General features: G+C 73.5%; 27 protein-coding genes and 1 tRNA gene. 9 read left to right on the top strand and 19 right to left on the bottom strand.

Annotation, left to right across the window (positions count from 1 at the left end):
* Nucleotides 1-164: 164 nt before the first annotated feature.
* Nucleotides 165-1037, bottom strand: coding sequence for a Cof-type HAD-IIB family hydrolase (locus tag IPT68_RS31930; protein ID WP_189701061.1), 873 nt, complete (start codon nt 1035-1037; stop codon nt 165-167).
* 174 nt (nt 1038-1211) lie between these two features.
* On the opposite strand from IPT68_RS31930, the gene IPT68_RS31925 reads away from it, so the two are divergent.
* The 4 genes from IPT68_RS31925 to IPT68_RS31910 are packed head-to-tail and all read left to right on the top strand — an operon-like array spanning nt 1212 to nt 5169.
* Entirely contained in the window at nt 1212-2024 is an 813-nt protein-coding gene (locus tag IPT68_RS31925) for an SAM-dependent methyltransferase (protein WP_189701062.1), read from the top strand.
* Between the two features lie 42 nt (nt 2025-2066).
* Nucleotides 2067-3470, top strand: coding sequence for a glutamine synthetase family protein (locus tag IPT68_RS31920; protein ID WP_194074031.1), 1404 nt, complete (start codon nt 2067-2069; stop codon nt 3468-3470).
* A 1-nt stretch (nt 3471) separates the two neighbouring features.
* Entirely contained in the window at nt 3472-4617 is a 1146-nt protein-coding gene (locus IPT68_RS31915) for an amidohydrolase family protein (protein ID WP_189701063.1), read from the top strand.
* A gap of 15 nt (nt 4618-4632) precedes the next feature.
* On the top strand, nt 4633-5169 hold the full coding sequence (locus IPT68_RS31910) for an NUDIX hydrolase family protein (protein WP_189701064.1): 537 nt from the start codon (nt 4633-4635) through the stop codon (nt 5167-5169).
* 122 nt (nt 5170-5291) lie between these two features.
* On the opposite strand, the gene IPT68_RS31905 is transcribed toward IPT68_RS31910, so the two are convergent.
* From IPT68_RS31905 to IPT68_RS31890, 4 genes are all read right to left on the bottom strand, one after another.
* A complete protein-coding gene (locus tag IPT68_RS31905; protein ID WP_189701065.1) occupies nt 5292-5948 on the bottom strand; it encodes a sigma-70 family RNA polymerase sigma factor in 657 nt (218 codons plus the stop codon).
* Between the two features lie 174 nt (nt 5949-6122).
* On the bottom strand, nt 6123-6821 hold the full coding sequence (locus IPT68_RS31900) for a hypothetical protein (RefSeq protein WP_189701066.1): 699 nt from the start codon (nt 6819-6821) through the stop codon (nt 6123-6125).
* Nucleotides 6822-7147: 326 nt separating this feature from the next.
* Nucleotides 7148-9373, bottom strand: a complete 2226-nt coding sequence (locus IPT68_RS31895) for a heavy metal translocating P-type ATPase (protein ID WP_189701067.1) — start codon at nt 9371-9373, stop codon at nt 7148-7150.
* Complete coding sequence (locus IPT68_RS31890; protein WP_189701068.1) at nt 9370-9615, bottom strand: hypothetical protein; 246 nt, start codon at nt 9613-9615, stop codon at nt 9370-9372. The genes IPT68_RS31895 and IPT68_RS31890 overlap by 4 nt, the downstream gene beginning before the upstream one ends.
* Nucleotides 9616-9794: 179 nt before the next feature.
* Between IPT68_RS31890 and IPT68_RS31885 the strand changes: the two genes are divergently transcribed.
* The 5 genes from IPT68_RS31885 (at nt 9795) to IPT68_RS31865 (ending at nt 14061) form a co-directional block, all read left to right on the top strand.
* A complete protein-coding gene (locus tag IPT68_RS31885; protein WP_189701069.1) occupies nt 9795-10214 on the top strand; it encodes a TOBE domain-containing protein in 420 nt (139 codons plus the stop codon).
* Nucleotides 10215-10589: 375 nt separating this feature from the next.
* Nucleotides 10590-11024 (top strand): Fur family transcriptional regulator, encoded by a 435-nt coding sequence (locus IPT68_RS31880; protein ID WP_189701070.1) that lies wholly within the window; start codon nt 10590-10592, stop codon nt 11022-11024.
* Between the two features lie 33 nt (nt 11025-11057).
* Entirely contained in the window at nt 11058-13277 is a 2220-nt protein-coding gene (gene katG, locus IPT68_RS31875) for a catalase/peroxidase HPI (RefSeq protein ID WP_189701071.1), read from the top strand.
* A gap of 341 nt (nt 13278-13618) precedes the next feature.
* On the top strand, nt 13619-13879 hold the full coding sequence (locus tag IPT68_RS31870) for a hypothetical protein (RefSeq protein WP_189701072.1): 261 nt from the start codon (nt 13619-13621) through the stop codon (nt 13877-13879).
* A gap of 2 nt (nt 13880-13881) precedes the next feature.
* Nucleotides 13882-14061, top strand: coding sequence for a DUF6480 family protein (locus IPT68_RS31865; protein ID WP_189701073.1), 180 nt, complete (start codon nt 13882-13884; stop codon nt 14059-14061).
* An 86-nt stretch (nt 14062-14147) separates the two neighbouring features.
* Here IPT68_RS31865 and IPT68_RS31860 read toward each other — a convergent pair whose 3' ends face one another.
* The 14 genes from IPT68_RS31860 to IPT68_RS31795 all read right to left on the bottom strand — a co-directional run bounded on the left by IPT68_RS31860 (nt 14148) and on the right by IPT68_RS31795 (nt 26194).
* Nucleotides 14148-14921: a YqjF family protein gene (locus tag IPT68_RS31860; protein WP_189701074.1), complete on the bottom strand. Its 774-nt coding sequence runs from the start codon at nt 14919-14921 to the stop codon at nt 14148-14150.
* Between the two features lie 216 nt (nt 14922-15137).
* Nucleotides 15138-15211, bottom strand: a tRNA-Pro gene (locus IPT68_RS31855).
* A gap of 105 nt (nt 15212-15316) precedes the next feature.
* Nucleotides 15317-16681 (bottom strand): MFS transporter, encoded by a 1365-nt coding sequence (locus tag IPT68_RS31850; RefSeq protein WP_189701075.1) that lies wholly within the window; start codon nt 16679-16681, stop codon nt 15317-15319.
* A gap of 149 nt (nt 16682-16830) precedes the next feature.
* Complete coding sequence (locus IPT68_RS31845) at nt 16831-17190, bottom strand: MmcQ/YjbR family DNA-binding protein (protein WP_189701076.1); 360 nt, start codon at nt 17188-17190, stop codon at nt 16831-16833.
* A gap of 30 nt (nt 17191-17220) precedes the next feature.
* Complete coding sequence (locus IPT68_RS31840) at nt 17221-17754, bottom strand: GNAT family N-acetyltransferase (protein ID WP_189701077.1); 534 nt, start codon at nt 17752-17754, stop codon at nt 17221-17223.
* The gene (locus IPT68_RS31835) at nt 17751-18332 is read right to left on the bottom strand and encodes a helix-turn-helix domain-containing protein (protein WP_189701078.1); all 582 of its coding nucleotides are present in this window, start codon (nt 18330-18332) and stop codon (nt 17751-17753) included. The genes IPT68_RS31840 and IPT68_RS31835 overlap by 4 nt, the downstream gene beginning before the upstream one ends.
* Nucleotides 18333-18378: 46 nt before the next feature.
* Nucleotides 18379-19281, bottom strand: coding sequence for a LysR family transcriptional regulator (locus tag IPT68_RS31830; protein ID WP_189701079.1), 903 nt, complete (start codon nt 19279-19281; stop codon nt 18379-18381).
* Between the two features lie 18 nt (nt 19282-19299).
* The gene (locus IPT68_RS31825) at nt 19300-20493 is read right to left on the bottom strand and encodes a glycine C-acetyltransferase (protein ID WP_189701080.1); all 1194 of its coding nucleotides are present in this window, start codon (nt 20491-20493) and stop codon (nt 19300-19302) included.
* Between the two features lie 40 nt (nt 20494-20533).
* Nucleotides 20534-21562, bottom strand: coding sequence for an L-threonine 3-dehydrogenase (tdh, locus tag IPT68_RS31820; protein ID WP_189701081.1), 1029 nt, complete (start codon nt 21560-21562; stop codon nt 20534-20536).
* 210 nt (nt 21563-21772) lie between these two features.
* On the bottom strand, nt 21773-22348 hold the full coding sequence (locus tag IPT68_RS31815; protein WP_189701082.1) for a GAF domain-containing protein: 576 nt from the start codon (nt 22346-22348) through the stop codon (nt 21773-21775).
* Nucleotides 22349-22409: 61 nt separating this feature from the next.
* Nucleotides 22410-23048: a GTP-binding protein gene (locus tag IPT68_RS31810; protein WP_189701083.1), complete on the bottom strand. Its 639-nt coding sequence runs from the start codon at nt 23046-23048 to the stop codon at nt 22410-22412.
* Complete coding sequence (locus IPT68_RS31805; RefSeq protein WP_189701098.1) at nt 23026-23397, bottom strand: DUF742 domain-containing protein; 372 nt, start codon at nt 23395-23397, stop codon at nt 23026-23028. The genes IPT68_RS31810 and IPT68_RS31805 overlap by 23 nt, the downstream gene beginning before the upstream one ends.
* Nucleotides 23398-23399: 2 nt before the next feature.
* Nucleotides 23400-23834: a roadblock/LC7 domain-containing protein gene (locus IPT68_RS31800; protein ID WP_189701084.1), complete on the bottom strand. Its 435-nt coding sequence runs from the start codon at nt 23832-23834 to the stop codon at nt 23400-23402.
* Nucleotides 23835-23932: 98 nt separating this feature from the next.
* Nucleotides 23933-26194, bottom strand: a complete 2262-nt coding sequence (locus IPT68_RS31795; protein WP_228040058.1) for a sensor histidine kinase — start codon at nt 26192-26194, stop codon at nt 23933-23935.
* Nucleotides 26195-26915: the final 721 nt, after the last annotated feature.

Raw genomic sequence — 26915 nt, 5'->3', positions numbered from 1 at the left:
GCTCGCACCTGCGACGATACGCCGGGGTGGGGCGGGCGCCGGGCCCGGCGCGGGACGGGCACGCCGAGAAGGAGCCGACCGAGCACCGGGGTCCGCGTTGACGAGCGGACACGCGTCGACGGGATCGGCCGGGCGCCGACGCGCCGCAAGGGGAGCCGGGAGGGTCAGCCGCCCGTGGCCGGCAGTCCGAGCACGCGCGTGATCGTGCGGAGCACACCGTCGTCCGTGTTGGCCGGGGCCAGGTGGCGGGCGCGGCGGACGACCTCCGGGTGGGCGTTCGCCATGGCGAAGGACCACTCGGCCGTGTCGAGCATCTCCAGGTCGTTGAGGTAGTCGCCGAACACCATCGTCTGCGCCGGCGTGATCCCGAGCTCGCGCTGGAGGCGGCGGATCGCGGCGCCCTTGTTCGCGGTCCGGTTCATGACGTCGACCCAGTGCTCGCCGGAGACGACGACCTGGTGGGTGGCGCGGAAACGGGCGAGGGCCGGGGCGGTGGTGCGCTCCGCGGGGCCGAAGTCGTACAGGGCGACCTTGAGGATGTCGTCGTCGACCGCGGTGACGTCGTCGACCGCACGGTGCTCGACGTAGTACTTGCGCACCTCGGCGAGGAACGGCTCGTCGGCGCGTTCGACGTACGCGGAGCGCTTGCCGCAGACGACGGCGCCCACGTCGACGCCGTCGGCCGCGAGCCCCCGCACCGCCTCCACGACGTCCGCGACGTCGGCCGGGTCCAGCGGGTCGGAGCTCAGTTCCACGCCGTCGCGGACCACGTAGGTGCCGTTCTCCGCGATGAACACCATGCCCTCGGCCGCCCGGGCGAACTCCCGGGCGAGCGTGGCGTACTGGCGGCCGCTCGCCGGGCTGAACAGCACGCCGCGCTCCCGCAGCCGCTCCAGTACCTCCCACAGTCCGGCCGGGACGCGCTTGTCGTCGTCGAGGAGCGTGCCGTCCATGTCGGTGACGACGAGCCGGATGTCGGTGGTGCCGGCCGCCGGGAGGTCGTACGGGGTCGGCAGGGTCTCGTGCGAGTAGGGCATGTCCGCTTTCCTGGGGCGCTCGGCCGCGCCGCTCGTCGTTCCGGGCGCAGCCGTCAACCCTACCGGGGCACTCCCCCGAACGAGTGAGGCCCGGTCCCCCGGTTACCGCCACGCGCCGATCTTGCACCCGGCACAATGGCGGCGACCGCGGTACGGGCGAGGAGAGGAAGAGACGTGAGCGAGGCCCCCACCCCGGCGGAGGGACCGGCACGCCTGAACACCGGTGTGGCCCACAACGCGCGGGTCTGGAACTACTGGATCGGCGGCAAGGACAACTACGAGGTCGACCACCAGGTCGGCGACCACGTCGCCTCGATGTTCCCGCTGATCCGGGACATCGCCCGCGCGGACCGCGACTTCCTGGGGCGGGCCGTGTCGTTCCTGGCCAAGGAGCGCGGGGCGCGGCAGTTCCTGGACATCGGCACCGGGCTGCCGACGGCGGACAACACGCACGAGATAGCGCAGCGCATCGCGCCCGACTCGCGGATCGTGTACGTCGACAACGACCCGATCGTGCTGATGCACGCCCGGACCCTGCTGACCGGCAGCCCCGAGGGCGTCACCGACTACATCGACGCCGACGTGCGCGACCCGGACGGCATCCTCGAACGCGCCGCGCGCACCCTGGACTTCACCCGCCCCGTCGCGGTGATGATGCTGGGCATCCTCAACTTCGTGCTGGACACCGACGAGGCCCGGGACATCGTCCGCCGGGTGATGGCCGCCGTCCCCTCGGGCAGCTTCCTGGTCATGACGCACCCCACGCACGACGCCGAGGTGGGCGGCGAGGGGCAGATCCCGGCCATGGAGTTCTGGAACGAGAACGCCACCCCGCCGGTCACCGCCCGCGGCGGCGCGGAGATCGCATCCTTCTTCGCAGGGCTCCAGATGCTGGAACCGGGCCTCGTGTCGTGTTCCGCGTGGCGCGCCGAGCTGCACGCTCCCGTCGTGGTACCGCAGTACGGCGCGGTGGCCGTGAAACCCTGACCCCGGGCCCGGCCCGGCCGCCGAGCCCGTCGAGGAGGACGTATGACGACCCTTGCCGACCCCGTGCCCGGCGGCCGTCCCGGTGACGTCGAGCGGGCCTGTGCGCTGAGCGGCGAACTGGCCGCGCGGGGGGTGCACGGGGTCGTCCTCGCGTACGTCGACACGGCGGGCATCGGCCGGGTGAAGACGATCCCGACGGCGAAACTCCCCTCGGCCGCGGCCTGGGGCGTCGGCATGTCACCGGTGTTCGACACCTTCCTGGCGGACGACTCCGCCGTCAGCACCGACGTGCTCGGCTCCCCGGACGGTGACCTGCGGCTCTACCCGGACCTCGACCAGCTGACCGTGCTCGGCGCACAGCCCGGCTGGGCCTGGGCCCCCGTGGACCGGATCACGCAGGACGGCGAGCCGCACCCCGGGTGTACCCGCACCTTCCTGCGCCGGGTCGTCGAGCTGGCGGCCCGGCGGCACCGGGTCGCCTTCCGGGCCGCCGTCGAGATCGAGTGGGCGGTCGGGCTGGGGTCGGCGCCCGCCGGGGAGTTCGTGCCGGCGGTGTCCGGACCGGCGTACGGCGCCGTCCGGCAGGTGGAGCTGAGCGACTGCACGGCCGACCTGCTGGCGGCGTGCGCGGCGCAGGGCGTGGACGTCGAGCAGGTCCATCCCGAGTACGCGGCCGGGCAGTTCGAGATCTCGGTGGGCGCGCTCGACCCGGTGGCGGCGGCCGACCGGAGCGTGCTGCTGCGGCAGACCGTCCGCGCGGTGGCCCAGCGGCACGGCCTGCGGGTCTCGTTCGCCCCGGCCGTGACCGGCGAGGGTGTCGGCAACGGCGGCCACCTGCACCTTTCCGCCTGGCGCGACGGCGTCAACCTGCACTCCGGCGGCACCCGCCGCCACGGCATGACGGCCGACGCCGAGTCCTTCGCGGCCGGGATCCTCGGCCATCTGCCGGGCCTCATGGCGGTGACCGCGCCCAGCCCTGCCAGCTATCTGCGGCTCAGGCCGGCGCAGTGGGCCGGCGTGTTCACCGCGTGGGGCCTCGAGACCCGGGAGACCGCCGTACGGGTGGTCAAGGGCACCGCCGGACTGCGCGAGCACGCCGCCAACCTGGAGGTCAAGCCCGTGGACCTGGCCGCCAACCCGTACCTCGCCCTCGGCTGCGTCCTCTCCGCCGGACTGGACGGCCTGGCGGCGGGCACCGCGCTGCCCGAGGAGACCACCGGCGACCCGGCGCGGCTGGGCGCCGAGGAGGCGGCGGCCCGCGGGGTGCGCCGGCTGCCGGTGTCGCTGGAGGAGGCCGTCGCCGCGTTCCGGGCGGACGAACGGGTGCGGGCGGCGCTGGGACCGGTGCTGGCGGACGCGGTGATCGCGGTACGGCTCGGGGAGATCGACGCCGTGGCCGGACTGGACGACGCGCGGGTGGCGGCGGCCTACCGCTGGGTGTACTGACATGGGCGCCGACGGACCGCTCGCACGGACGCTCGCCGCGCTGCCCCTCGTGGACCACCACTGCCACGGCGTCGTCACCGCCGGCCTCGACCGGGCGGGCTTCGAGTCGCTGCTCACCGAGGGTGCGGCCTGGCCCGGTGTCTCGCCGTTCGACACCCCCGTCGGTGTCGCCGTCCGCCGCCACTGCGCACCGCTGCTGGACCTGCCCCGGCACGCCCCGGCCGAGGAGTACGTGGACCGCCGGGCCGGGCTCGGCGCGGCCGAGGTGAACCGGCGGCTGCTGTCCGCCGCCGGGACCGAGGTGTTCTGCGTCGACACCGGGTTCGGCCCGGACGGCCTCACCACTGCGGGGCAGCTGGCCGAGGCGGCGGGTGCCGGCGCCGTCGCGTACGAGGTCGTACGCCTGGAAGGCGTCGCCGAGGCGGTGGCGACGGCCGGCGTCGAACCGGACGAGTACGCGGGGGTGTTCGAGTCGGCCGCGTGGGCGGCGGTGCGCCGGCCGGGGGTGGTGGCGGTGAAGTCGGTGGCCGCCTATCGCACCGGATTCGACCTGGACCCGGCCCGCCCGACGGACGCCGAGGTCACCGGGGCCGCCGGGCGCTGGCTGGCGCGCGGCGGCGGCCGGCTGGCCGACCCGGTGCTGATGCGGCACCTGCTGTGGACGGCGGTCGGCCTCGGGCTGCCCCTGCAACTGCACACCGGCTTCGGCGACAACGACATCCGGCTGCACCGCTCGGACCCCACCCACCTGACCGACTGGCTGCACCTGACGTCCGGGACGGTCCCGGTCATGCTGCTGCACTGCTGGCCGTACCAGCGCCAGGCCGCCTATCTGGCGGCCGTGTTCGAGCAGGTGTACCTCGACGTCGGCCTCGCCCTGCACCACGTCGGTCCGGGCCGGGCACGGGCGGTACTGGCCGAGGCGACGGAGATCACGCCGTTCCGCAAACTGCTGTACAGCTCCGACGCCTACGGTGTGGCCGAGTTCCACCTGCTGGGCGCCCTGGCCTTCCGGCGAGGGCTGGCCGCGCTGCTCCAGGAACGGGTGGACTCGGACGAGCTGAGCCTGCCCGACGCGCTGCGGATCGCGCGGTGGGCGGGGCGGGACAACGCCCGCCGGGTCTACCGGTTCACCGACGACACCTGAAAGTATGATCCAGCAATGTCTGACATGACCGAGACCACGCCCGGTTGGCTGACGCCCGACGAGCTCGAGAGCGCGCGCGCCCGCATGCCGATCCTGTACGTCGAGGCAGTACCGGTACGCGTCGACGACAGCGGTGAAGTCACCAGTATTGGCCTGCTGTTGCGCATCGGACCGGACGGGACGGTCAGTCGCACCCTGGTCTCCGGCCGGGTCCTGCACCACGAGCGGGTCCGCGACGCCCTGCTGCGGCACCTGGAGAAGGACCTCGGTCCCGTGGCACTGCCCCGGATCCCGGCCTCGCTGCAGCCCTTCACGGTCGCCGAGTACTTCCCGACCCAGGGCATCACGCCGTACCACGACCCGCGTCAGCACGCGGTGTCCCTCGCCTACGTCGTGCCGGTGACCGGCGACTGCCGGCCCCGGCAGGACGCGCTGGACCTGGAGTGGTTCAGCCCGCAGGAGGCGGCCTCACCGGCGCTCCAGAGCGAGATGCCGGGCGGGCACGGGGTGCTGCTGATGCAGGCGCTGGCGCACGTGGGGCTGGCGTTCTGACCGGCCGGCGCCCCGATGACACGGTAGGCGCGGGCAGGCACCGGCAGGAGCAGTGCCGACAGGCGCCGGCAGGAGCGGCGGCGGGCGGAGGGTGCCGGTGGAAGCCGGCACCCTCCTGTCGGTCAGGCGACCAGCGCGGCCGGCTCGTCCGCCGCCGCGAGCAGGTCGACGAGGGTGGCCCGGGCCCGGTTCACCCGGGAGCGGACCGTGCCGACCGGGCAGCCGCTCAGTGCGGCGGCCTCCGCGTACGGCAGCCCGAGCACCTGGGTGAGCACGAAGGCCTCCCGGCGTTCCGCGGGCAGCGCGCCCAGCAGGTCGAGCAGCGCGATGCCGTCGTCGAAGCCGGGTACGTCGCGCGGCTGGGCCAGTTCCACGGCCAGCCGCCAGTCGGGGACGTCGCACAGCCGCGGCCGGGCGGCGGCGTACCGGTAGCTGTCGATCACCGCGCGCCGCGCGATCGCCAGCAGCCAGGCCCGCGCGGAGGAACGGCCCTCGAACCGGTGCAGGCTGCCGAGCGCCCGCAGGAACGTGTCCTGCGCCAGGTCGTCCACGGCCTGCGGGTCGGCGCACAGATGGGCGACGTACCGCAGGACGTCCCGGTGCAGGGCCCGGACGAAGCGGTCGACCGCGACCGGGTCGCCGGCGCGGGCGGCCAGCGCCCAGGCCGTGGTCGAGTCGTCGGCGACCCGGGTGCCCCCGGCGTCGGTCCGGTCGTGCTCCTCGGTCTGCTCCGGGGTCTCGGTTCTCTCGCCTACGGCGGGCAGGGCAGGAGTGATCAACTGGTGTCCTTCTCGGTCGTCCAGGATCCCGACCGGTGGCGCGTGCGCGCGTGCCGTGGCGGGATCCGGTGCGTGGGGAGACGGCCGTACGGCATCCGCGCGGCGTCCAGCGGCCGCGCGGGCGTACGACCGTGGCCCGAGGCGCGTACGGGCGCCTCGGGTCACCGGCTGTCGTCAGACAGCGGTCCCCAGGGGCGGACCCCGAGAGGTGATCGCGTGGGCGAGGAGGAGCCGTCGCGGTGACCGCGCCGGCCTACGGCGTCGCGGGCGGGGGCGCGGGGGGTGCGGCGGGGCAGGCACGGCGAGCGGCAGCCGCAGCGGTGCCGCCAGCCATCCGGCCACGGCCCGCAGGATGCGGAACGCGGCCCGCTCGCCGTGCGCGAGCCACAGGCCGCACAGCAGCGCGGCCAGCAGGTGGGCGGCGAGCATTCCGGAGGAGGACGAGCCGCCCATGACGTGGCTCAGGTCGCCGGTGTGGCCCGCATCGACAGCGTCCCTGGAGTGCGTGTGGGTCGAGCCCATGGGCGTCGCCGACATGTGCGCGGCATCCATGGGCATCGCGGACATGGCGTGGCCCGTGGCACCCGGGTGTGTGGCCGTGGCGTCCTGTCCCCTGGCCGCCGCCTGGGCGGCCGAGAAGGCGGAGTGGAGGGCCGTCTGGGCGGTCACCACGACGGTGACGATCAGCGGCAGGCCGCGTTCCCGTGCGGCCAGCCCCCAGCCCACGGCGCCGGTCACTACGGCGCCGACGGCCAGCGCCCACCGGGGCACATGGCTGCCGGACATCAGCACGTGGCCCAGGGCGGCGAGCAGCACGCAGACGGCCGCGAACACCGCGGCCCGTACCGTGCGAGAACACCACCCGACAGTCATGACGGCTTTCATCCTTGCACCCGGTGCCCGGTCGTCAACGCCGAGTACGGAAACGGGTGGTGTCGCCGACCCAATCCGAGACGCGTGACACAGGCCACACGCATATGCCGGAACCGGCGGGGCGTTCTCGCGCCCGCGTCCTGCGCGGGGTGACGTGCGTGGGTCTCGTGGCGTTCCGACTGCCCTGCGTCCCGTCGAGGGGGACCGTGTCCCGCGCGGTCACCGTCCTCACCAGTCCCCCGGGTGTCGCCGTACGACGGGAAGACCCGGCCCGGTCCGACCTCGGCGAGGGGCGGTGAGCAGCGCGGCGGCGCGCGGTAGCCGGGTCATCGCGCCGGCCTCGGTCCCCGCGCCGGCTGCCAGGTGCGCAGCCGGAGGCTGTTCCCGACGACCAGCAGCGAGCTGACGGACATCGCCGCGGCGGCGAGCATCGGGGTGAGGAGCCCGGCCATGGCCAGCGGCAGCGTCACGGCGTTGTAGCCGAAGGCCCACACGAGGTTGGCGCGGATGGTGCCCAGCGTCCGGCGGGCCAGCCGCACCGCGTCGGCCAGCGCCTCGATGTCCCCGCGCACCAGCGTCACGTCCGCCGCCCCGACGGCCACGTCGGTGCCGCCGCCCATGGCGATGCCCAGGTCGGCGCCGGCCAGTGCGGCGGCGTCGTTCACGCCGTCGCCGACCACCGCCACCCGGCGTCCGTCCGCCTTCAGCCGCCGTACGAGACCGGCTTTGCCCTCGGGGGTGCAGCGGGCGTGCACCTCGGTGATGCCCAGGTGCGTCGCGACGGCCCCCGCGGGTGCCTCGCTGTCGCCGGTGGCCAGGACGGGCTCGACACCGAGGCGGCGCAGTCGGTCGACCGCGCGGTAACTGCCCGGCCGGACGGCGTCCCCGGCCTCGATGACCGCCTCGGCCGTGCCGTCCACCCGGACCAGCACCGGCGTACGCGCGGCGGCCTCGGCCGCCTGCCGCGCCCGGGCCAGCACGTCGGGCAACTCGCCCTCGCAGGCGACGACTTCGACCAGCCGGCCTTCGACCCGGCCGCGCACTCCCCGCCCGGCCTCGGCGACGAAGTCGCGCACCTCGGGCAGCGGTCGTCCCGCGCGGGCGACGACCGCCCGGCCCAGTGGATGCTCGGAGCCCTGTTCCACGGCGCCGGCCAGCCGCAGGACGGCCTCCTGGCCCAGCCCGCCCGGCAGCGTGGTGACCTGGGCGACGGTCATGCGCCCGGAGGTGAGCGTGCCGGTCTTGTCCAGGACGACGGTGTCGATGTGCCGCAGTCCCTCCAGTGCCTGCGGCCCGGTCACCAGTACGCCGAGCTGGGCGCCGCGCCCGGTGGCGGCCATCAGCGCGGTGGGGGTCGCGAGACCCAGCGCGCACGGGCAGGCCACGACCAGCACGGCCACGGACGCGGTGATCGCGGCCTGCGGATCGGCCCCCGCGCCCAGCCAGAACCCCAGCACCGTCACCGCGAGTGTCAGCACCACCGGCACGAAGACCCCGGCCACGGCGTCCGCGAGCCGCTGCGCCTTCGCCTTGCCCGTCTGCGCCTCGGTCACCAGCTCGGTGATGCGGGCGAGCCGGGTGTCGGCCCCGACGGCCGTGGCCCGGACGAACAGCAGCCCGCCGGCGTTCACCGCCCCTCCGACCACCGTCGAGCCCGGCCCGACCTCGACGGGTTCGCTCTCCCCGGTGACAAGGGCGAGGTCGACGGCGGAACTGCCCTCCACCACCTCGCCGTCGGTGGCGACCCGCTCGCCGGGACGGACGACGAAGACCTGACCGACGGTCAACCGCTCGATCGGGGTGAGCGTCTCGCCGCCGTCGTCGTCCCGCACGGACACGTCCTTGGCGGCCAGCCCCGCCAGTGCGCGCAGCGCCGCGCCGGTGCCGCGCCGGGCCCGCGCCTCCAGGAAGCGGCCCCCCAGCACGAACAGCGGTACGGCGACGGCCGCTTCGAGGTAGACGTACGCGACACCGTCCGAGGCGGACGGCAGCAGGCTGAACGGCATCCGCATGCCGGGCACCCCCGCGCCGCCGAGGAAGAGCGCGTACGCCGACCAGGCGAACGACGCCAGGACGCCCAGCGAGACCAGGGTGTCCATGGTCGACGCCGAGTGCCGCAGCCCGCGCAGGGCGCGTGCGTGGAACGGCCACGCGCCCCACACGACGACCGGTGCGGCAAGGACGAAGCAGAGCCACTGCCAGTTGCGGAACTGCAGCGCGGGCGTCATCGACAGCACCAGCACGGGCACCGCGAGCAGCGCCGTCACCACGAGCCGGTCGCGCTCGGGGCCGTCCCCGGCGCCGGGTTCGCCGTCTCCGGGCGGGGCGGCCGGGGCGGCCGTGTAGCCGGCCTTCTCCACCGTGGCGGCCAGTTCCTCGGGGCGGATGTGCGGCGGGTGGGTCACCCGGGCACGGCCGGTGGCCAGGTTGACGGTGGCGGTGACCCCGTCCAGCCCGGCCAGGCGCTTCTCCACCCGCTGCACGCAGGCCGCGCAGGTCATTCCGCCGACGGTGAGGTCGGTCGTCATGACGACGGCGGGTCGGGTGCTCATGGGGCGTGGCCTTCGGGGTGGTCGCCGTGCGTGCCGGAGCCGGTGTGCGGGTCGGTGTCGCCGGTGCCGGCGTCGGTGCCGGCATCGGTGCGGTGCATGCCGGGGCCGATCGGGCCGACGGTGGATCCGACGCCGTACGACACCACGAAGACGGCGGCGAGCAGCAGAAGGAAGGCACCGAGGGCGGGCGGGGGCAGCGGGTTCCACGGCGCCGCGGGGGCGGGTGGTCGGGGATCGTCCATCACCGGTCTCCAGATCGCGTGGCACGGAGTCCATCGGTTCGCGCCGTGCCGGTACAGGAGTCGGGGACGGGACGGCCGGAGTTCCGCGCCGCCGGTGTGGGATGGATCACACTACGTTGCGATCCCACTACGGTGAGACATCAGCAAGCACCCGTCTTCCGTCTCCGAGGTGTTCCCCCATGCCCTTGAGCATCCGCAACCAACTGTCCGGCACCGTCACCGCCGTCACCCCCGGCGAGGTCATGGCGACCGTGGCGGTCCGTCTCGCCGGCGGGCAGGACATCACCGCGGCGATCACCATGGACGCGGTGCGGGACCTGGCACTGGCCGAGGGCAGCGCCGTACGCGCCCTGGTCAAGTCCACGGAGGTCGCCCTCGCCACCGGCACGGTGGACGGGCTGTCCGTCCGCAACAGGCTGCACGGCACGGTGCTGGGCGTGGGCACGGGCGGCGCGATGGCCTCCGTCAAGGTCGCGGTGGAGGGCGGGGAGCTGACGTCGGCGATCACCCGGGACGCGGTCGAGGAGCTCGGCCTGGCCCCCGGCGCCCCCGTCGTCGCCCTGGTCAAGGCGACGGAGGTGTCCCTGGCGGCGGGGTGACACCCTTTCGACTCCTCCCACGCCTCCTGCCCGTACGGCTCGTCGACGCGGACCACCGGCAGCCACCACCGGCAGCCACCGTCGGCAGCCGCCGCGGCGGGCGCTGCCCGGGTCGCGCGCCCGGGTGAGCGCCTTCTCTCGGCCGGCAGCTCCCTGCGGGCGGCCGGCCGCCCTTGCGGGAGACCCCCTCGGGCAGACCCACCATGACCGCCGTTTCCCCGCGGCTCGGGCGCCCCCGCCGGCCCCCGCCGTCGCCCCCTGCGGTCGTGCCCTCCACCGCGCCGACCGGGGAGAACGGACGTCGTCCGACCCGGCACTCGATGTAACCATTCGTTTTCTTGAACCGTTCGTGTTTAGCGCGATAGGTTCTCCGCCATGACCGCGTCCCGGCACCCGACCACCGCCGACGAGCTGCGCGGTGCCGGCCTGCGGGTGACGGCCGCCCGCGTCGCACTGCTCGAGACCGTCCGGCAGGGCGACCACCTGGGCGTCGAGGCGATCGCTTCCGGAGTGCGCGATCGCGTGGGCCACATATCCCTGCAAGCGGTGTACGAAGCGCTGCACGCGCTGACCGCGGCGGGACTCGTCCGCCGGATCGAGCCGGCCGGCAGTCCGGCCCGCTACGAGGGGCGCGTCGGCGACAACCACCACCACCTCGTGTGCCGGTCCTGCGGCACCGTCACCGACGTCGACTGCGCCGCGGGGAGCGCCCCCTGCCTCACCGCCTCCGACGACCACGGCTTCTCGATCGACGAGGCCGAGGTCATCTACTGGGGCCTGTGCCCCGACTGTTCCACCCGCAGTACCTGAGCACCGTGATTCAAGCCCAGAAGAAGGATGTCCATGGCTGAGAACCCTGATGCAATCGTCACCGACCCCAAGGCGGAGGGCGAAGGCGGCTGCCCCGTCGCGCACGGGCGCGCCCTCCACCCCACGCAGGGTGGTGGCAACCGCCAGTGGTGGCCGGAGCGCCTCAACCTGAAGATCCTCGCCAAGAACCCCACCGTGGCCAACCCGCTCGGTGAGGAGTTCGACTACGCCGAGGCGTTCAAGGCCCTCGACCTGGCGGCCGTCAAACAGGACATCGCGGAGGTGCTGACGACCTCGCAGGACTGGTGGCCCGCCGACTTCGGCCACTACGGTCCGCTGATCATCCGGATGGCCTGGCACAGCGCGGGCACCTACCGCATCAGCGACGGCCGTGGTGGCGCCGGCGCCGGCCAGCAGCGCTTCGCGCCGCTGAACAGCTGGCCGGACAACGCCAACCTGGACAAGGCCCGCCGTCTGCTGTGGCCGGTGAAGAAGAAGTACGGCCAGAGCATCTCGTGGGCCGACCTGATGATCCTCGCCGGCAACGTCGCCCTGGAGACGATGGGCTTCGAGACCTTCGGCTTCGCCGGTGGCCGCGAGGACGTCTGGGAGCCGGAGGAGGACGTCTACTGGGGTCCCGAGACCACGTGGCTCGACGACCGGCGCTACAGCGGCGACCGCGAGCTGGAGAGCCCGCTCGGCGCCGTCCAGATGGGCCTGATCTACGTCAACCCGGAGGGCCCCAACGGCAACCCGGACCCGCTGGCCGCGGCCCGCGACATCCGTGAGACGTTCCGCCGGATGGCGATGAACGACGAGGAGACCGTCGCCCTCATCGCCGGTGGTCACACCTTCGGCAAGACGCACGGCGCCGGCCCGGCGGACCACGTCGGCAACGACCCCGAGGCCGCCTCCATGGAGGAGCAGGGCCTGGGCTGGAAGAACACCTTCGGCACCGGCAAGGGCGGGGACACGATCACCTCCGGCCTGGAGGTCACCTGGACCAGCACGCCCACCCGGTGGAGCAACGGCTTCTTCAAGAACCTGTTCGAGTTCGAGTACGAGCTGACGGAGTCCCCGGCCGGCGCCAAGCAGTGGGTCGCCAAGGACGCCGAGGAGATCATCCCGGACGCGCACGACCCGTCGAAGAAGCACCGCCCGACGATGCTGACCACCGACCTGTCGCTGCGCTTCGACCCGATCTACGAGCCGATCTCGCGCCGGTTCTACGAGAACCCGCAGGAGTTCGCGGACGCCTTCGCCCGCGCCTGGTACAAGCTGACCCACCGTGACATGGGCCCGAAGTCGCAGTACCTCGGCCCGGAGGTCCCGGAGGAGACCCTGCTGTGGCAGGACCCGCTGCCGCAGGCCGAGGGCGAGGTCATCGGCGCCGAGGAGATCGCGGCGCTGAAGGCCAGGCTCCTGGAGTCGGGCCTGACCGTCGCGCAGCTGGTCGGCACCGCGTGGGCGTCCGCTTCGACGTTCCGCAGCAGCGACAAGCGCGGCGGCGCCAACGGCGCCCGCGTCCGCCTGGAGCCGCAGCGCGGCTGGGAGGTCAACGACCCCGACCAGCTCGCCTCGGTCCTGCGCACGCTGGAGAACGTCCAGCAGGAGTTCAACGCGGGCTCCGCCAAGAAGGTCTCCCTGGCCGACCTGATCGTGCTCGGCGGCTGCGCCGGCGTGGAGAAGGCCGCCAAGGACGCCGGGTACGACATCGAGGTGCCCTTCACGCCGGGCCGCGTCGACGCGACGGAGGAGCACACCGACGCCGAGTCGTTCGCCGCGCTGGAGCCGACCGCGGACGGCTTCCGCAACTACCTCGGCAAGGGCAACCGCCTGCCGGCCGAGTACCTGCTGCTCGACCGGGCGAACCTGCTGACGCTGAGCGCCCCCGAGATGACGGTGCTCGTCGGTGGTCTGCGCGTCCTGGGCGCCAACGCCCAGCAGTCGAAGCACGGCGTCCTCACCGAGAACCCGGGCACGCTGACGAACGACTTCTTCGTCAACCTGCTGGACCTGGGCACGACGTGGAAGTCGACGTCCGAGGACCAGACCACGTTCGAGGGCAGCGACGCGGCCACGGGCGAGGTCAAGTGGACCGGCACCCGCGCCGACCTGGTCTTCGGCTCGAACTCCGAGCTGCGCGCGCTGGCGGAGGTCTACGCGAGCGACGACGCGAAGGAGAAGTTCGTGCGGGACTTCGTCGCCGCGTGGGACAAGGTCATGAACCTCGACCGGTTCGATCTGGTCTGAGCCTGACGTCAGTCAGAGAAGAGGCCGTCCGGGCCGGGCACCGACAGGTGCCGGCCCGGACGGCCTCGTCCGTTTCCGGACCTGCTCACGGGCGGCGCCGCGGTCGCCTCTCCTGCGGGTCGTGGTGCTGCGGAAGGGCGGGCCCCCGTTCCGGCTCGGGGTTCGGAACGAGAGCCCTTTCCCTTGCGACGACCACTTCGCCCCGGGACGGGCGAGCGGATGCACCCGGGACGACTTCACACCTTCGGCCGCCCGGTCGCCCCGGACGCATCCGAGGGCAGCTCTCGCACCGAACAGATGATTGCGTCATGTCCCGATATGCGGCCGTTCGAGGAGGGTTCATGATCGTCAAGCAGCTGCACGAGGCCGGCGTCAGAAGCGAGCACGCCTACCTGGCCGCGACGGCCTCGATCGGCCTGTCCCTCGTGTCCTGGCTCACCTCCAGCAGGAACGGGAGTCTGCAGCGCGCCGACCGTTGGGGCATCCTCGTCGGCGAGTGGGCACCCACGTTCTTCGGTGTGGGTCTGGCCCTGGCGAACTACGAGCAACGGGCGCCGGCCCGCGGCGGCGTGACCCCTACCTGTGCCGTCCGGGGGGTGTGACCATGAGCGAGCCGTTGCCTCCTCCCGGCGAGACGCCTCCCGTCGAGGGGTCGACCGCCGAGGCCCACCATGAACGCCCGGACGGCGGCATCTGGGAGCACCCGTACCTCTGGCTGGTCCTGATCACGATCGGCTGTCTGCTCGTCGCCGCCTTCTTCCTGGTGCGCGTCATCACCCTGTGAGTCGGCCAGGTCGCCCCGGCGGCCCGACCGCGCCACCGGGCGGGCCGTCGGCGCTGACGAGCGCCGTGCGCCGGTCCCCAGGCCGGTCAGCTCGGGGGGCCCGGCGGCGGCAGGAGCGCGGGGCGGCCGAACCGCACCGGGACGCCGGGCGCGAACAGGACGCTGTCGGGTTCCGCCCGCACCGGAGTGAGGCCCACCGAGGCCAGCGGGGACGCGTCCCAGCCGAGGAGGTCGCAGCGCCGGAAGGTCCATGCCGGATGGACGTTGGGCATGTAGTACGACCGTGACAGCCCGCGCTCGTGCAGACCCCAGCGGTAGGTGAGGAACGCGTCCAGCGGCCGGGGCGTCACGACGTCGTCCGAGACCTGGACCCAGACCCGGCCGCCGGGGTTCTTGTGCACCCGGCCCCGCGTGCCGTACAGCAGACGCCGTCCGTGCCACTGGCGGGAGATCTGCGCCCAGCGGTAGGGCAGTCCGAAGCCCGCGCGGGCGACGAGCACCGGCAGCAGTCGGTCGCAGTCCAGCGACCGGAAGACGACGCCCCGCCGGCCGAGCGCGTCGCGGCTGTACAGGCGCACGTTGACTTCGTTGAAGGTGCCCAGGTACGGCAGGGGCGGGCCGTGCCCGAGAGCGAGGTCCTCCATGTGGAAGAAGACCAGGCCCGCGTAGGCGCGGCCGCGGTAGAGGTCCGGGACCGTTCCGGACGGCAGGAGGCCGGCGACCTCGAAGGGGTCCACCTCCCAGTGGAGGAACACCAGGTCGCGCCAGAACTGGCGGAACAGCACCCGGCGCACGTGTCGGGGAGCGAGTGGCGTGAGCGACTCGACGCCACGGGTGTGCCGTTCGACGCGACGGCTCATCGCGCACCCCTCCCGACAGGTGGCGGACCCACGCCGGCACAAGGACGCCGCGCGGCGTCACGCCGGGGACGTGGATCATTCGGCCGGAGGCCGCCGGACGGTTGCACCGGGAGCCGGAGCACCATGGGCCCGAGGAACGTCGCGTTCGGCCCGCACATGATCGAGGGGCCGTTCCAGATTGCTCTGAAACGGCCCCTGATCTGCGACTCTCACAAGTCGGGACGACAGGATTTGAACCTGCGACCCCTTGACCCCCAGTCAAGTGCGCTACCAAGCTGCGCCACGTCCCGGTGCGGTCTGACCTGGGGTTTCCCCCAGATGAACGCGCAGGGAAACCATACCGCACTCGGGTCGGTGGTCGCGCACCCGTTTCCGGCCGCCGCACCCGACGGCGATCACGCCGGAGGGACGGAGGGAGGGACGGACGGAGGTGCGGCCGGAGGCGCTGACGACGGCGCGCGGGTGACGGGAGTGTCGACGCGGACCAGACCACGTATCGCGGGCACCGAGAGCAGGGCGATCACGACGACGAAGCTCATCGCCCCGGAGACCAGCAGGACCCGGTCCGCCCCGAGGGCCACGGCGGCGGGACCCGCGAGGGCCTGGCCGACCGGCAGCATCGCAAGGGAGCCGGCCACGTCGTAGGCGTGGATGCGGTTGAGGACGCCCGGCTGGACCTGGGTCTGGACGCTGGTCGCCCACATGACACCCCAGAAGGACATCCCAGCCCCGGCGACGGCCGCGCCGGCCGCCATCGCCGGCACGTCGAGGCCGAGCCCGACGGTCGCCGGGAATCCGGCGAAGCCGAACAGGGCGATCGCCCCGGCCCGCAGCATCCGGCGCGGGCGCAGCCGCAGGGCGAGGAGCCCACCCACGACGGTGCCGGCGCCGAGGGCGGAGTTGACCAGGCCGTAGGCGCGCGGACCGTGCTCCTGGACCACTTCCGTCGCGACCAGCGGGACGGTCGGGCCGAAGACAGCGATCATGTACAGGCACCAGACGGCGATCACGCCCCACAGCCAGGTGCGAGCTCTGAACTCCCGCCACCCCTCGACCAGATCGGCCTTGAAGGCGCTCGCCCCGCGCCCCGGGGAGCGACTGCCCGCAGCCGGCGGCGGCAGCCGGAGCAGCAGCAGGCACAGGGCGCTGATCGCGTACGTCGCCGCGTGCGCCGCGAAGACGCCGCCGGCCGACGCGAGGCCGACCAGCACGCCCGCGACCGCGGGGCCGGCCAGCTGGGCCGCGGACTCGGCGATGCGTATGGCGCCGTTGGCGCCCTGGATGTCGGAGGAGAGCCGGGGCACCATGCCGGCGACGCCGGGCTGGAACACGGCGCTCGCGACGCCGTTGACGACGCCGATCGCGCAGATCTCCCAGAGCACCACGCGGTCGGCGAAGAACAGCGCGGCGGTGAACGCCTGGGTGCCCAGCCGCACCAGATCGGCCCAGATCATCAGCTTGCGGGTGCTGAAGCGGTCGGCGACGACCCCGCCGAAGACCACCAGCCCGGCGAACGCCCCGGCCGTCGCCGCCATGGCGAGGCCGACCGCGCCGGCGCCGTACCCGTGCTGGAGCAGGCCGGCGGCCAGGGCCACCGGCAGCATGGTGTCGCCGAGGCGGGCGACGGCCCGGCCGACGAAGAACAGCGCGAAGTCGCGTGACCAGACCGGTGGCGCGCCCGGTCCGCCCGCCTCCCCGCTGCCGGCCCGCCCCTCTTCGGCCTCCCGCGACTCGGCAACGTTGTCCGGCGTCCCGCCCATCCGCTCGCGCTCCCCTCCCCACGGCTCCACGAGAGCCCCCGGCCGCCTCAGCGACCGGGGCCCCACCCCCCTCACCCCTGCGGATCATGCCACCTCCCACTGACAACGCCGGGGGAATTTCATCCCCCTGAAAGCGGGGGCCGCACGTCTCACTCCCCGGCCGGCAGCCCCAACTCCGGGTACGCCTCCAGGAGCCGGGTCGGCGCCGCCTGCCGCCAGGAGTCGGCGAGGATGTCCCGCAGCTCCTCCTCGTCCTCCAGCGCGGCCAGCCGTGCCCGCACCCAGGCGAACTGCGCCTCGTGGTCGGCGATCCAGAACTTCTCCGGCTCGGCCATGACCAGTTCGTCGCGCTCCTCCTTGGGGCAGCGCACGGCGAGGGAGGTCTCGTCCTCCGGCAGCGTGGCGAACATCTTGCCCGCGACCCGGAACGTGGGCATGCTCCAGGCGATCTTCTCGGTCGTGTCCGGCAGGGACAGGGCGATACGGCGTACGTCTTCGGCGTCCGGCATGAGACGCAAGGTAGCGCCTCCCACTGACAGTCACGCGGCGCGAGCGCCCGCTCCGACCTGCTTGTAGTAGATGGTGGTCGGCCGCAGCACGCCCGCCGGGCTCGCCGCGTAGTCGGGGATCTCGCCGAGCCGGGTCCAGCCCGCAGCCCGGTAGAGGTGCTCGGCGGGGCTGTCGGTCTCGGTGTCCAGGTGGAGCAGCGTGACACCGGCCGCGACGGCCGCCCGCTCGGCGGTGTCCAACAGGCGCCGCCCCAGACCGCGCCCGCGTGCCTCGCGGTGCACCATCAGCTTCACCAGTTCCGCCCGGTGCCGGCTGTTGGGCTTGTCCGGGAAGACCAGGCTCACGGTACCGACCACCCGCGTCCCCTCGTACGCCGCCCAGACGGCGAGCTCGCCCGTGGCCATCGCGGCGGCCCGTCCACGCCACCAGGCCAGCGCCTGCGCGGCGTCGAGCGGCGCGAGGAAGCCCACCGACGCGCCGCCCTCGACCGAGTCGACCAGCAGCGCCGCCAACTCCTCGGCACGATCGAGCAGTCGGGCCTCGTCCAGCGGTTCGGTGATCACGGCAGCACCACCGCCAGCAGGTACCGAGCCTCCTCGTCCCCCGCGCACCGGAACAGCGTCGCCCCCCACACCCGCATCCGCAGACAGTCCCCGGCGTCCAGGCGGTGCTCGACGCCCCGCACGGTCACCGCGAGGGCGCCGTCCAGTACCCACACGTGCTGCTCCAGACCGGGCACGGGCGGCCGGTCGTAGGCGATGTCCGCGCCCACCGCGAGCCGCGCCTCGACGAGTTCGCCGCGCAGCCCGGTGTGCGGCGGCGACACGGACCGCCGGACGAGTCCGGAGGCCCGGTCCTGCCACACCGGCTGCTCAGCCGGCCGCACCAGCAGCGGGGACTCCCCCTCGACCTCGCTGAGCAGCTGGGACATGGTGCGCCCGAAGACGGCGCACAGGCGGTTCAGCGTGGATGCCGTGGGACTGATCTCCGCCCGCTCCGCGCGGGACAGCGTCGACCGGCTCACCCCGCTGCGCTCCGCCAACTCGCCCAGCGACCAGCCGTGTTCGGCGCGCAGTTCGGCGAGCCGCGCACCGAGCCGGGCGTCGACGCCCTCCAGGGCGTCGAGTTCCTCGTGTTTCACATCCGGGAGGCTATCCCGGATATGAGACAGCGTGGTGACGGAAGGCTCACGCCCGTGCCGCCTGCTCCAGCGCCTGGAGCACCGGCCGGATCAGCGGATGCCCCTCCGCGCCCCGGCGCACGGCGGCGAACACCCGGCGCGTCGGCGCAACTCCGTCCACCGGCCGGACCACGACACCGGTGAGGTCGGTCCCGCGCAGCGCGGAGCGGGGCACGAGGGCGACTCCCACGTCGGCACCGGCCAGCGCCACGACCGCGCGGAAGTCGTCCGAGGAGTGCTCCATGCGGGGCTGGAACCCGGCGCTCTCGCAGGCCAGCACCACCACGTCATGGCAGGGGTTGCCGGGGTAGGGGCCGATCCACGGGTCCTTGGCCAGCTCCGCCAGCGGCACCTCGCTCACGTCGGCCAACCGGTGACTGACCGGCACGACCGCGTCGAACGGCTCGGCGTACAGCGGGACGTGCGCCAGCCGCGGATCGTCGGCGGGCGGAGCCCCGCGGTACTCGACGGCGACCGCGACGTCGACCTGCCGGTCCAGCACCATGGGCAGGCTGGCGTCGCCCTCGGCGTCCCGGACGCGGATGCGTATGCCGGGCGCGCTGTGCGCGAGACGGGCCACGGCCGGCGCGACGACCTGGGCGATGCCGGTCGCGAAGGACGCGACGGTGACCGTGCCGGCGGCGCCCGAGCCGTACGCGGCGAGCTCCGCCTCCGCCCGCTCCAGCTGGGCGAGGACCGCGTTGGTGTGGCCGAGCAGGATCTCGCCGGCCGGGGTGAGCCGGACGCCCTTGGCGCCGCGCTCCACCAGCCGGTGCCCCGTCTCCTGCTCCAGGGCGGTCAGCTGCTGGGAGACCGCGGAGGGCGTGAGGTACAGCGCGGCGGCAGCCGCCGTCACCGTGCGGTGGTCGGCCACCGCACGGAGGATGTGGAGCCGCCGCGCCTCGATCATGCACCCGATTGTCTCAGGTCAGGCGTCCAGCTCCGCGCGGGCGGCGACGAAGGCGTCCACCGCCCGGTTCACGTCGTCCGTCGAGTGCGCGGCAGAGAGCTGCACCCGGATCCGGGCCTGGCCCTGCGGCACCACCGGGTACGAGAAGCCGATCACGTACACACCGCGCTCCAGCAGCAGCTCGGCCATCCGGCCGGCCGTCGACGCGTCGCCGATCATGACCGGGGCGATGGCGTGGTCGCCGGGGAGGATGTCGAAGCCCTCCTCGGTCATCCGGCGGCGGAACAGCGCCGTGTTTTCGGCGAGGCGGACCCGCAGGTCGTCGGCGGACTCCAGCAGGTCGAGGACCTTCAGGGAGGCGGCGGCGATCACGGGGGCGAGGGTGTTGGAGAACAGGTACGGCCGGGAGCGCTGGCGCAGCAGGGCGACGATCTCGGCGCGAGCGGCGACGTAGCCGCCGGAGGCGCCGCCGAGTGCCTTGCCGAGGGTGCCGGTGACGATGTCGACGCGGTCCATGACACCGTGCAGCTCAGGGGTGCCGCGGCCGCCGGGGCCGACGAAGCCGACGGCGTGCGAGTCGTCGACCATGACCATGGCGTCGTAGCGGTCGGCGAGGTCGCAGATCTCGGCCAGCGGGGCCACGTAGCCGTCCATGGAGAAGACGCCGTCGGTGACGATCAGGCGGCGGCGCGCGTCGGAGGCGTCCTTCAGCTGCCGCTCCAGGTCGGCGAGGTCACGGTTGGCGTAGCGCAGGCGGCGGGCCTTGGACAGGCGGATGCCGTCGATGATGGAGGCGTGGTTGAGGGCGTCGGAGATGACCGCGTCCTCGGGGCCCAGCAGCGTCTCGAAGACGCCGCCGTTGGCGTCGAAGCAGGAGGAGTACAGGATCGTGTCCTCCTGCCCGAGGAACGCCGACAGCCGTGCCTCCAACTCCTTGTGCACCTCCTGCGTGCCGCAGATGAAGCGGACGGACGCCATGCCGTAGCCCCAGCGGTCCAGGGCCGCGTGGGCGGCGGCGATCACCTCGGGGTGGTCGGCGAGGCCCAGGTAGTTGTTGGCGCAGAAGTTGAGGACCTCGCCGGGGCGGCCGCCCGCCGAGACGTTGACGGTCGCGGACTGCGGGGTGTCGATGACGCGTTCGGGCTTGTGCAGGCCGGCGGCGCGGATCTCGTCGAGGGTGGCGCGCAGGTCGTCGCGCACGGAGTCGAACATGGGAAGCTCCTGGAGAATGCGGGTGAATGTCGCGGGTGACTTACGCGGCCCAGTCGAGGATGACCTTGCCGCCCTTGCCGCTCGCGGCGTCCGCGAACGCCGCCTCGAAGTCGCGGTAGCCGTAGCGGCCGGTGATCACGGGGGCGAGGTCGAGGCCGGCTTCCAGCAGGACCGACATGGCGTACCAGGTCTCGAACATCTCGCGGCCGTAGATGCCCTTGATGGTGATCATCGAGGTGACGATCCGGGCCCAGTCGACCGGGAACTCCTGCGCCGGCAGGCCGAGCATCGCGATCCGTCCGCCGTGCGTCATGTTCGCGATCATGTCCTGGAGGGCCTCCGCGCGGCCGGACATCTCCAGGCCCACGTCGAAGCCCTCCCGCAGGCCGAGCGCCCGCTGCCCGTCCGCGATCCGCGCGTCGCGCACGTCGAGCGCGAGGCTGACGCCGATCTTTCGGGCGAGGTCGAGCCGCTCCTCGCTGACGTCCGTGATGACGACGTTGCGGGCGCCCGCGTGCCGGGCGACGGCGGCGGCCATCAGCCCGATCGGGCCGGCGCCGGTGATCAGCACGTCCTCGCCGACCAGCGGGAACGACAGCGCGGTGTGCACGGCGTTGCCGAACGGGTCGAAGATCGCGGCGACGTCGAGGTCCACGGGGACGCGGTGCACCCAGACGTTGCTCGCGGGCAGCGCGACGTACTCGGCGAAGGCCCCGTCGCGGCCGACGCCGAGGCCGACCGTGGCCCGGCACAGGTGGCGGCGGCCGGCCAGGCAGTTGCGGCACTTGCCGCACACGAGGTGGCCCTCCCCGCTGACCCGGTCGCCGACGGCGATGTCGGTGACGTCACGGCCGGTCGTCACGACCTCGCCGACGAACTCGTGCCCGAGCACGAGCGGGGTGCGGATCGCCTGCTGCGCCCAGCCGTCCCAGGCGTGGATGTGCAGGTCGGTGCCGCAGATGCCGGTGCGCAGCACCTTGATCAGTACGTCGCCGGGTCCGACCTCGGGGTCGGGGACGTCCATGAGCCTCAGTCCCGGCTCCGCCTTCTCCTTGACCAGCGCCTTCACGCTACGGCTCCTGACGGTGAGATCCCTGCCGCGGGCATGCCGAAGGAGCCCCCGGACGGGGAGAGCAGTGGAATCGGACAGCAATCTGCCGTACCCCGCCGTGCTGGTCCATCGAGACTTTCTTAACCGCCGCCGCAGCTTTCCTTCACGCCCGCCGACCCGGGCTCCGCCCTGCGCGGGCTGCTCGGAACGCACGACCGCACGGACCTCTCAGAGCGGGAGCCCGCCGGTCTCGGGCGCCTCGAGCCGTACGACGAGATCCGCGGCCGTCGCCTTGATGCTCTCCAGGCCGGACCGTCCCCAGGCCCGGGGTGAGACGTCGGCGACGCAGACGGTGCCGAGCACCATGCCCGTGGTGTCGATCAGCGGCGCGCCGAGGTAGGAGTGGATGCCGTACTCGTCGACGACCGGGTTGCCAGCGAACCGCGGATAGTCGCGCACGTCCTCCAGCACCAACGCCTTGTGCCGGACCACCACATGGGGGCAGAACCCGTGGTCGCGGGGCAGAAAGCGGCCCATCACCGGCCGCGTCCCGTCCTCCCTCGCGACGAGTCCGACGACGGGCGCGTGCAGGCCCGCGAAGAACTGGCCGTGCTCGCCGAGGAAGTTGACCATGGCGTACGGCGCACCGGTCAGCGACGCCAGCCGGCTCGCGAAAGCGTCGAGGGCGGGCTCAGGGCGCTCCCCCAGGCCCAGGAGGCGCAGTCGCCGCGTCCTCTCGGGCGCCTGCTTGTCCTCGGGGGTGAGCAGCAGCCGACCGGCCGGGCGCGGCGGGTCGTACCTCATGGCCGGGTCCCGTCGCTGTGGGCGTACGTCATATGCGGCTCCGGTGCGGTGTGTGCGGGTGTCACATGTGGGCGCCGTGGCTGGGCGCGGGAGTGACGGGTGCGTGGGCGATGAGATGGCGGACGAGGGTGAGCAGGGTCTGCACGCCGGAGGCGGAGATCCGGGCGTCGCAGCGCACGACGGGGATCTGGGGGTCGAGGTCGATGGCGGCGCGCACCTCGTCCGGGTGGTAGCGGTGTGCGCCGTCGAACTCGTTGACGGCGACGATGAATCCGAGTCCGCGCTCCTCGAAGAAGTCGACGGCCGCGAAGCAGTCCTCCAGGCGGCGGGTGTCGGCGAGGATCACCGCGCCGAGGGCTCCCTCGCAGAGCTCGTCCCACATGAACCAGAACCGCTCCTGTCCGGGTGTGCCGAAGAGGTACAGGACGTGGTCCTGGTCGAGGGTGATGCGGCCGAAGTCCATGGCCACCGTCGTCTCGACCTTGTTCTCGATCCCTTCGAGGTCGTCGGTGGCGGCGCTGACCGTGGTGAGCAGCTCCTCCGTGCTGAGCGGCGCGATCTCGCTGACGGCGCCGACGAAGGTCGTCTTGCCGACCCCGAACCCGCCCGCGACCAGGATCTTGAGCGCGGTGGGGAACGGGTCGGCGCCGTCGTCGTGGTCGCCGTCGTAGCCGTGATCAGAGCTGTCGTCGTAGTCCATCGAGCACTGCCTCCAGAAGGGCCCGGTCCGTCGGATTGTGGTGGAACTCCGGGGGTTTGGTGGTGAGCGCCCCGCAGTCGACGAGGTCCGCCAGCAGCACCTTGGTGACCGCCGCCGGCAGCTTGAGGTGGGCGGCGACCTCGGCGACCGAGACGGGCGCCCGGCACAGGTCCAGTGCCTGGGCGTGCTCGGGGCCGAGGTAGCCGAGGGGGGTGGCCCCGGTGACCATCACCTGGGAGATGAGGTCGAGCGCGACGGTGGGGCGGGTGCGACCGTTGCTGACGGTGAACGGGCGCACCAGCCGTCCGGCCGCGTCGTCGAGCCAGGGCCCGTCGCCGGCCGCCGTCACGCTCAAGGCCTCATCGCCGTGGGTTCGACGGACTGCTGCCGGGGAGCGGTGACCAGGTAGGGGCGGACGCTCTTGACCAGCATGGCCATCTCGTAGCCGAGCACCGCGGCGTCGGCCTCGCGGCCGGCCAGCACGGCGAGGCACGTGCCGGAGCCGGCGGTGGTGACGAACAGCAGGGTCGAGTCGAGTTCGACGACGACCTGCCGGACCTCACCGCCGTCGCCGAAGCGGACTCCGGCGCTGCGGCCGAGGGAGTACAGACCGGAGGCCAGGGCGGCCATGTGGTCGGCGCTGTCGGGGTCGAGGCCGTGGACCGATTTCACGAGCCCGTCGCACGAGAGGAGCACCGCGCTGGTGGTGTGCGGTACGCGCTGGACGAGACCGCTCATCAGCCAGTCGAGATCGGAAACATGGCCGGTGGGGGCATCGGTCGCCATGGTGGATCGACTCCTTGGGGTACGTGGGTTCGCGGGCGCGCCCGTGGGTGCGCCGGCGGTCATTGCGGTGGGGGTGGCGGCGGCGGCAGCTGCGGTGGTCATCCGGCTGGTCCGCTCCCGTCGTGCCGGGCGGGGTGGTCCGGGGGCACGGGTGCGGCTTCCCTGTGCGAGGGCGCGTCCGCGTGGGTCCCGTCCCGGTGAAGGGGGACAGCCCCGCGGGTCCCGTCCATGTGCTGTACGCCCGCCTGCGGTACCTCCCTGTGCGGTCCGTCCCTGTGCGATACGGCCAGGGGGACTTGTGTCGGCATGGGGGTCGGGTCTGTGCGGTGGGCATCCGGCGAGGAGGCCGACGGGGTGTGCATGCGCTCCATGTGCGAAGGGTCCACGTGCGGGTGCTCCATGTACGGAGGCTCCACGTGCCGGCGCTCCGCGTGCGGTGGGGCCACGTGCGGTGGGGCCGCGTGCGGTGGGGCCGCGTGCGGTGGGGCCGCGTGCGGGCGCTCCGTGTAGGCGGCATCCGCATGCGGGGGGTCCGTATGCAGGGGCTCCATGTGCGAGGGCGCGACGTGCGCGTGCTCCGCGTGCGGGGGCGCGACATGCACGGGCTCCATGTGCGGGGGCGCGACATGCACGGGCTCCATGTGCGGGGGCCTCACCTGACCGGAGTCCGCATGTGCCTGCGAGGGCTGCGCATGCGCCTGCGGGGGTTCCACCCGCGTCGGCGTCGGCTGGGCGGACTGTGCCTGCTGCTGGGCCTGGTGCTGGGCCTCGGCGAGGCCGATGCCGCGCTGGAACGCCGCCATCAGGCCGGGGTCGTGGCCGACGGGGTGCTCGGCTTCCGGGCGCGGGGCCGGCCCACCGCGCAGCTGGGGCACGATGTGCTGCTGGGCACGGCGCCGGGGCAGTTGGGGCTTGTCCATGGTGCCGCGGACGACGCCGGCGCGCGGGGCGAGCGGCGCGGCGGTGTGCTCCTCGACGACCGGCCGGTCGTCGGGCCGGATGCCGGGGACGGCCTCGGCCGGGTTCGGCCGCTCGGCGTGACTGTCGCGCACCGGCAGGGACGTGGGTCCGGGGCCGACGGGAGCCGGTGACGTCGCGGCGCCGGGTGCGGGCGGCTGGTGCTGCGGGGACGCGACCGGGCGGTCGGCGTCGGGCCGGCTGCCGAGCAGGGCCTGCGGCACGACGAGGACGGCCTGGACACCGCCGTAGATGTTGGTCTGCAGGCGGACGGTGATGCCGTGCCGCCGGGCGAGCTGGGAGACGACGAACAGGCCGATGCGGCCGTCGGCGAGCAGACGGGCGACGTTGACCTGGTCGGGGTCGGTGAGCAGGGCGTTCATCTTGTTCTGCTCGGCGACGGGCATGCCGAGGCCGCGGTCCTCGACCTCGACGGCGAGCCCGGAGGTGACGAGGTTGGCGCGCAGCAGCACCTGGGTGTGCGGCGCGGAGAACACCGTGGCGTTCTCGACGAGTTCCGCCAGCAGGTGGATCACGTCGGCGACGGCGTGGCCGCGCAGGGTGCCGTCGATCGGCGGCACGAGACGCACCCGGGAGTACTGCTCGACCTCGGCGATGGCCGAGCGCAGCACCTCGGTCATGGAGACCGGGTTGCTCCACTGGCGCCGGGAGACGGCGCCGCCGAGCACGGCGAGGTTCTCGGCGTGGCGGCGGATGCGGGTGGCGAGGTGGTCGACGTGGAAGAGGCCCTTGAGCAGGTCGGGGTCCTCGATCTCGTTCTCCAGCTCGTCGAGGATCGCGATCTCGCGGTGCACCAGCGACTGGAGGCGCCGGGCGAGGTTGACGAAAACCTCCAGCTTCTGCTCGCTGCCGGCCTGGCTGGAGAGCTGGGCGGCCTGCACGACGGCGGTGACGGCGCCGTCGTGCGCGCGGGCAAGGTCGGCGGCGAGCAGCTCGAAGTCGTCCGCGTCCTCGGGCGGACCGCCGCGCGCCTTGCGCTGCGGTGGCGTCTCGCCGCGGCGCAACGCCTCGACGAGCGTCCGCAGATCGGCCTCGCGGCGGGCGCTGCTGCGGCGCAGCGCGCCGACACGTTCGTGCACGGCCCGGGCGGTCCGGCCGGCGGCGATCGCGGCGATCCCGATGCCGGCGAGCGTCACGCACACCGCGCAGCCGAGCACGGCCCACAGGGTGAGGCCGGTGCGGGCGCCGGTGGAGCGGACGGTGAACAGCACGGCCGCGCAGGCGCTGAGGGCGACCGCGATCGGGGGCAGTACCGCGAGACGCAGCAGCTGGGGCCGTATGTGCGCCTCGGGCAGCGAGGGAACGGGGCGGGCGACCGGCCGTCCGTGCCGCCCGCCCTCGCGGCGGTCTGCGCGTGCGGCCGATGCGCGGAGGTGTGACATCGGGCGTCCTCGTACTGGTCCAGCGGTTGGGGGCCGGGGCGGGCCCGGTCTGACGCGACTCGGGCATGCGGCGGCTCGGTGCCGGTCGACGACGCCGAGGAGTTCGGCCCTGCGTCGCCCGACGGACACTGACAGTAGTCGGCAACCCATCATGTGCGGTGGGCAGTTGACAAAGTCCTACGGCAAGCGTCCCGCTCTGGTATGAGGCCTCGTACGACAGGCCGATAAGCGCGTCAGGGCGATGACGCAAACGCCGTAAACAGTCGATCCGACCCGATCAGAATGGGTCGCCGAGGGTGCGCCCAGGAAAGCCTTCACCGTCACGCACCACAGCCGGCAAAGGCCCGTCACCGCACCACGAGCGGCCCCGAGCGCACGGAATTCGGTGCGCTCCAGGCAGATTCCGGTGCGCGGCGAGGCAACTCCGGCCGTGCCGACTGACGCCCTGCCACCTCGCCCTCGGGCACGTCTTCGTGGCCGACATGACCGGCAACGTGGTCTTCCTGAGAGTTCGCGCCGGCGCGTTCGGACGAGTTGTCCGCGCCCGCCTCGGTGGTGTCGCTCGCGGCGTTCCTCGCCGGGGCGCCGGCGGGCGGCCGGCCGGGCGCGCGCTTCGCCGGCCACCGCGGCCGGCTGCTGGGCGCGGCCTCGGCCGTGCAGTCGGTACTGGTCGCGGTCGATCGGCCGCGGCTCACCGGTCTCCGCGCCGCCCACGTGGCCC

The organism is Streptomyces chromofuscus (assembly GCF_015160875.1).
In the GTDB taxonomy this organism is placed as follows: Bacteria; Actinomycetota; Actinomycetes; order Streptomycetales; family Streptomycetaceae; genus Streptomyces; species Streptomyces chromofuscus.
Note: the sequence above shows the minus strand (reverse complement) of the source record. Positions and strands in the feature narration are given on the sequence as shown.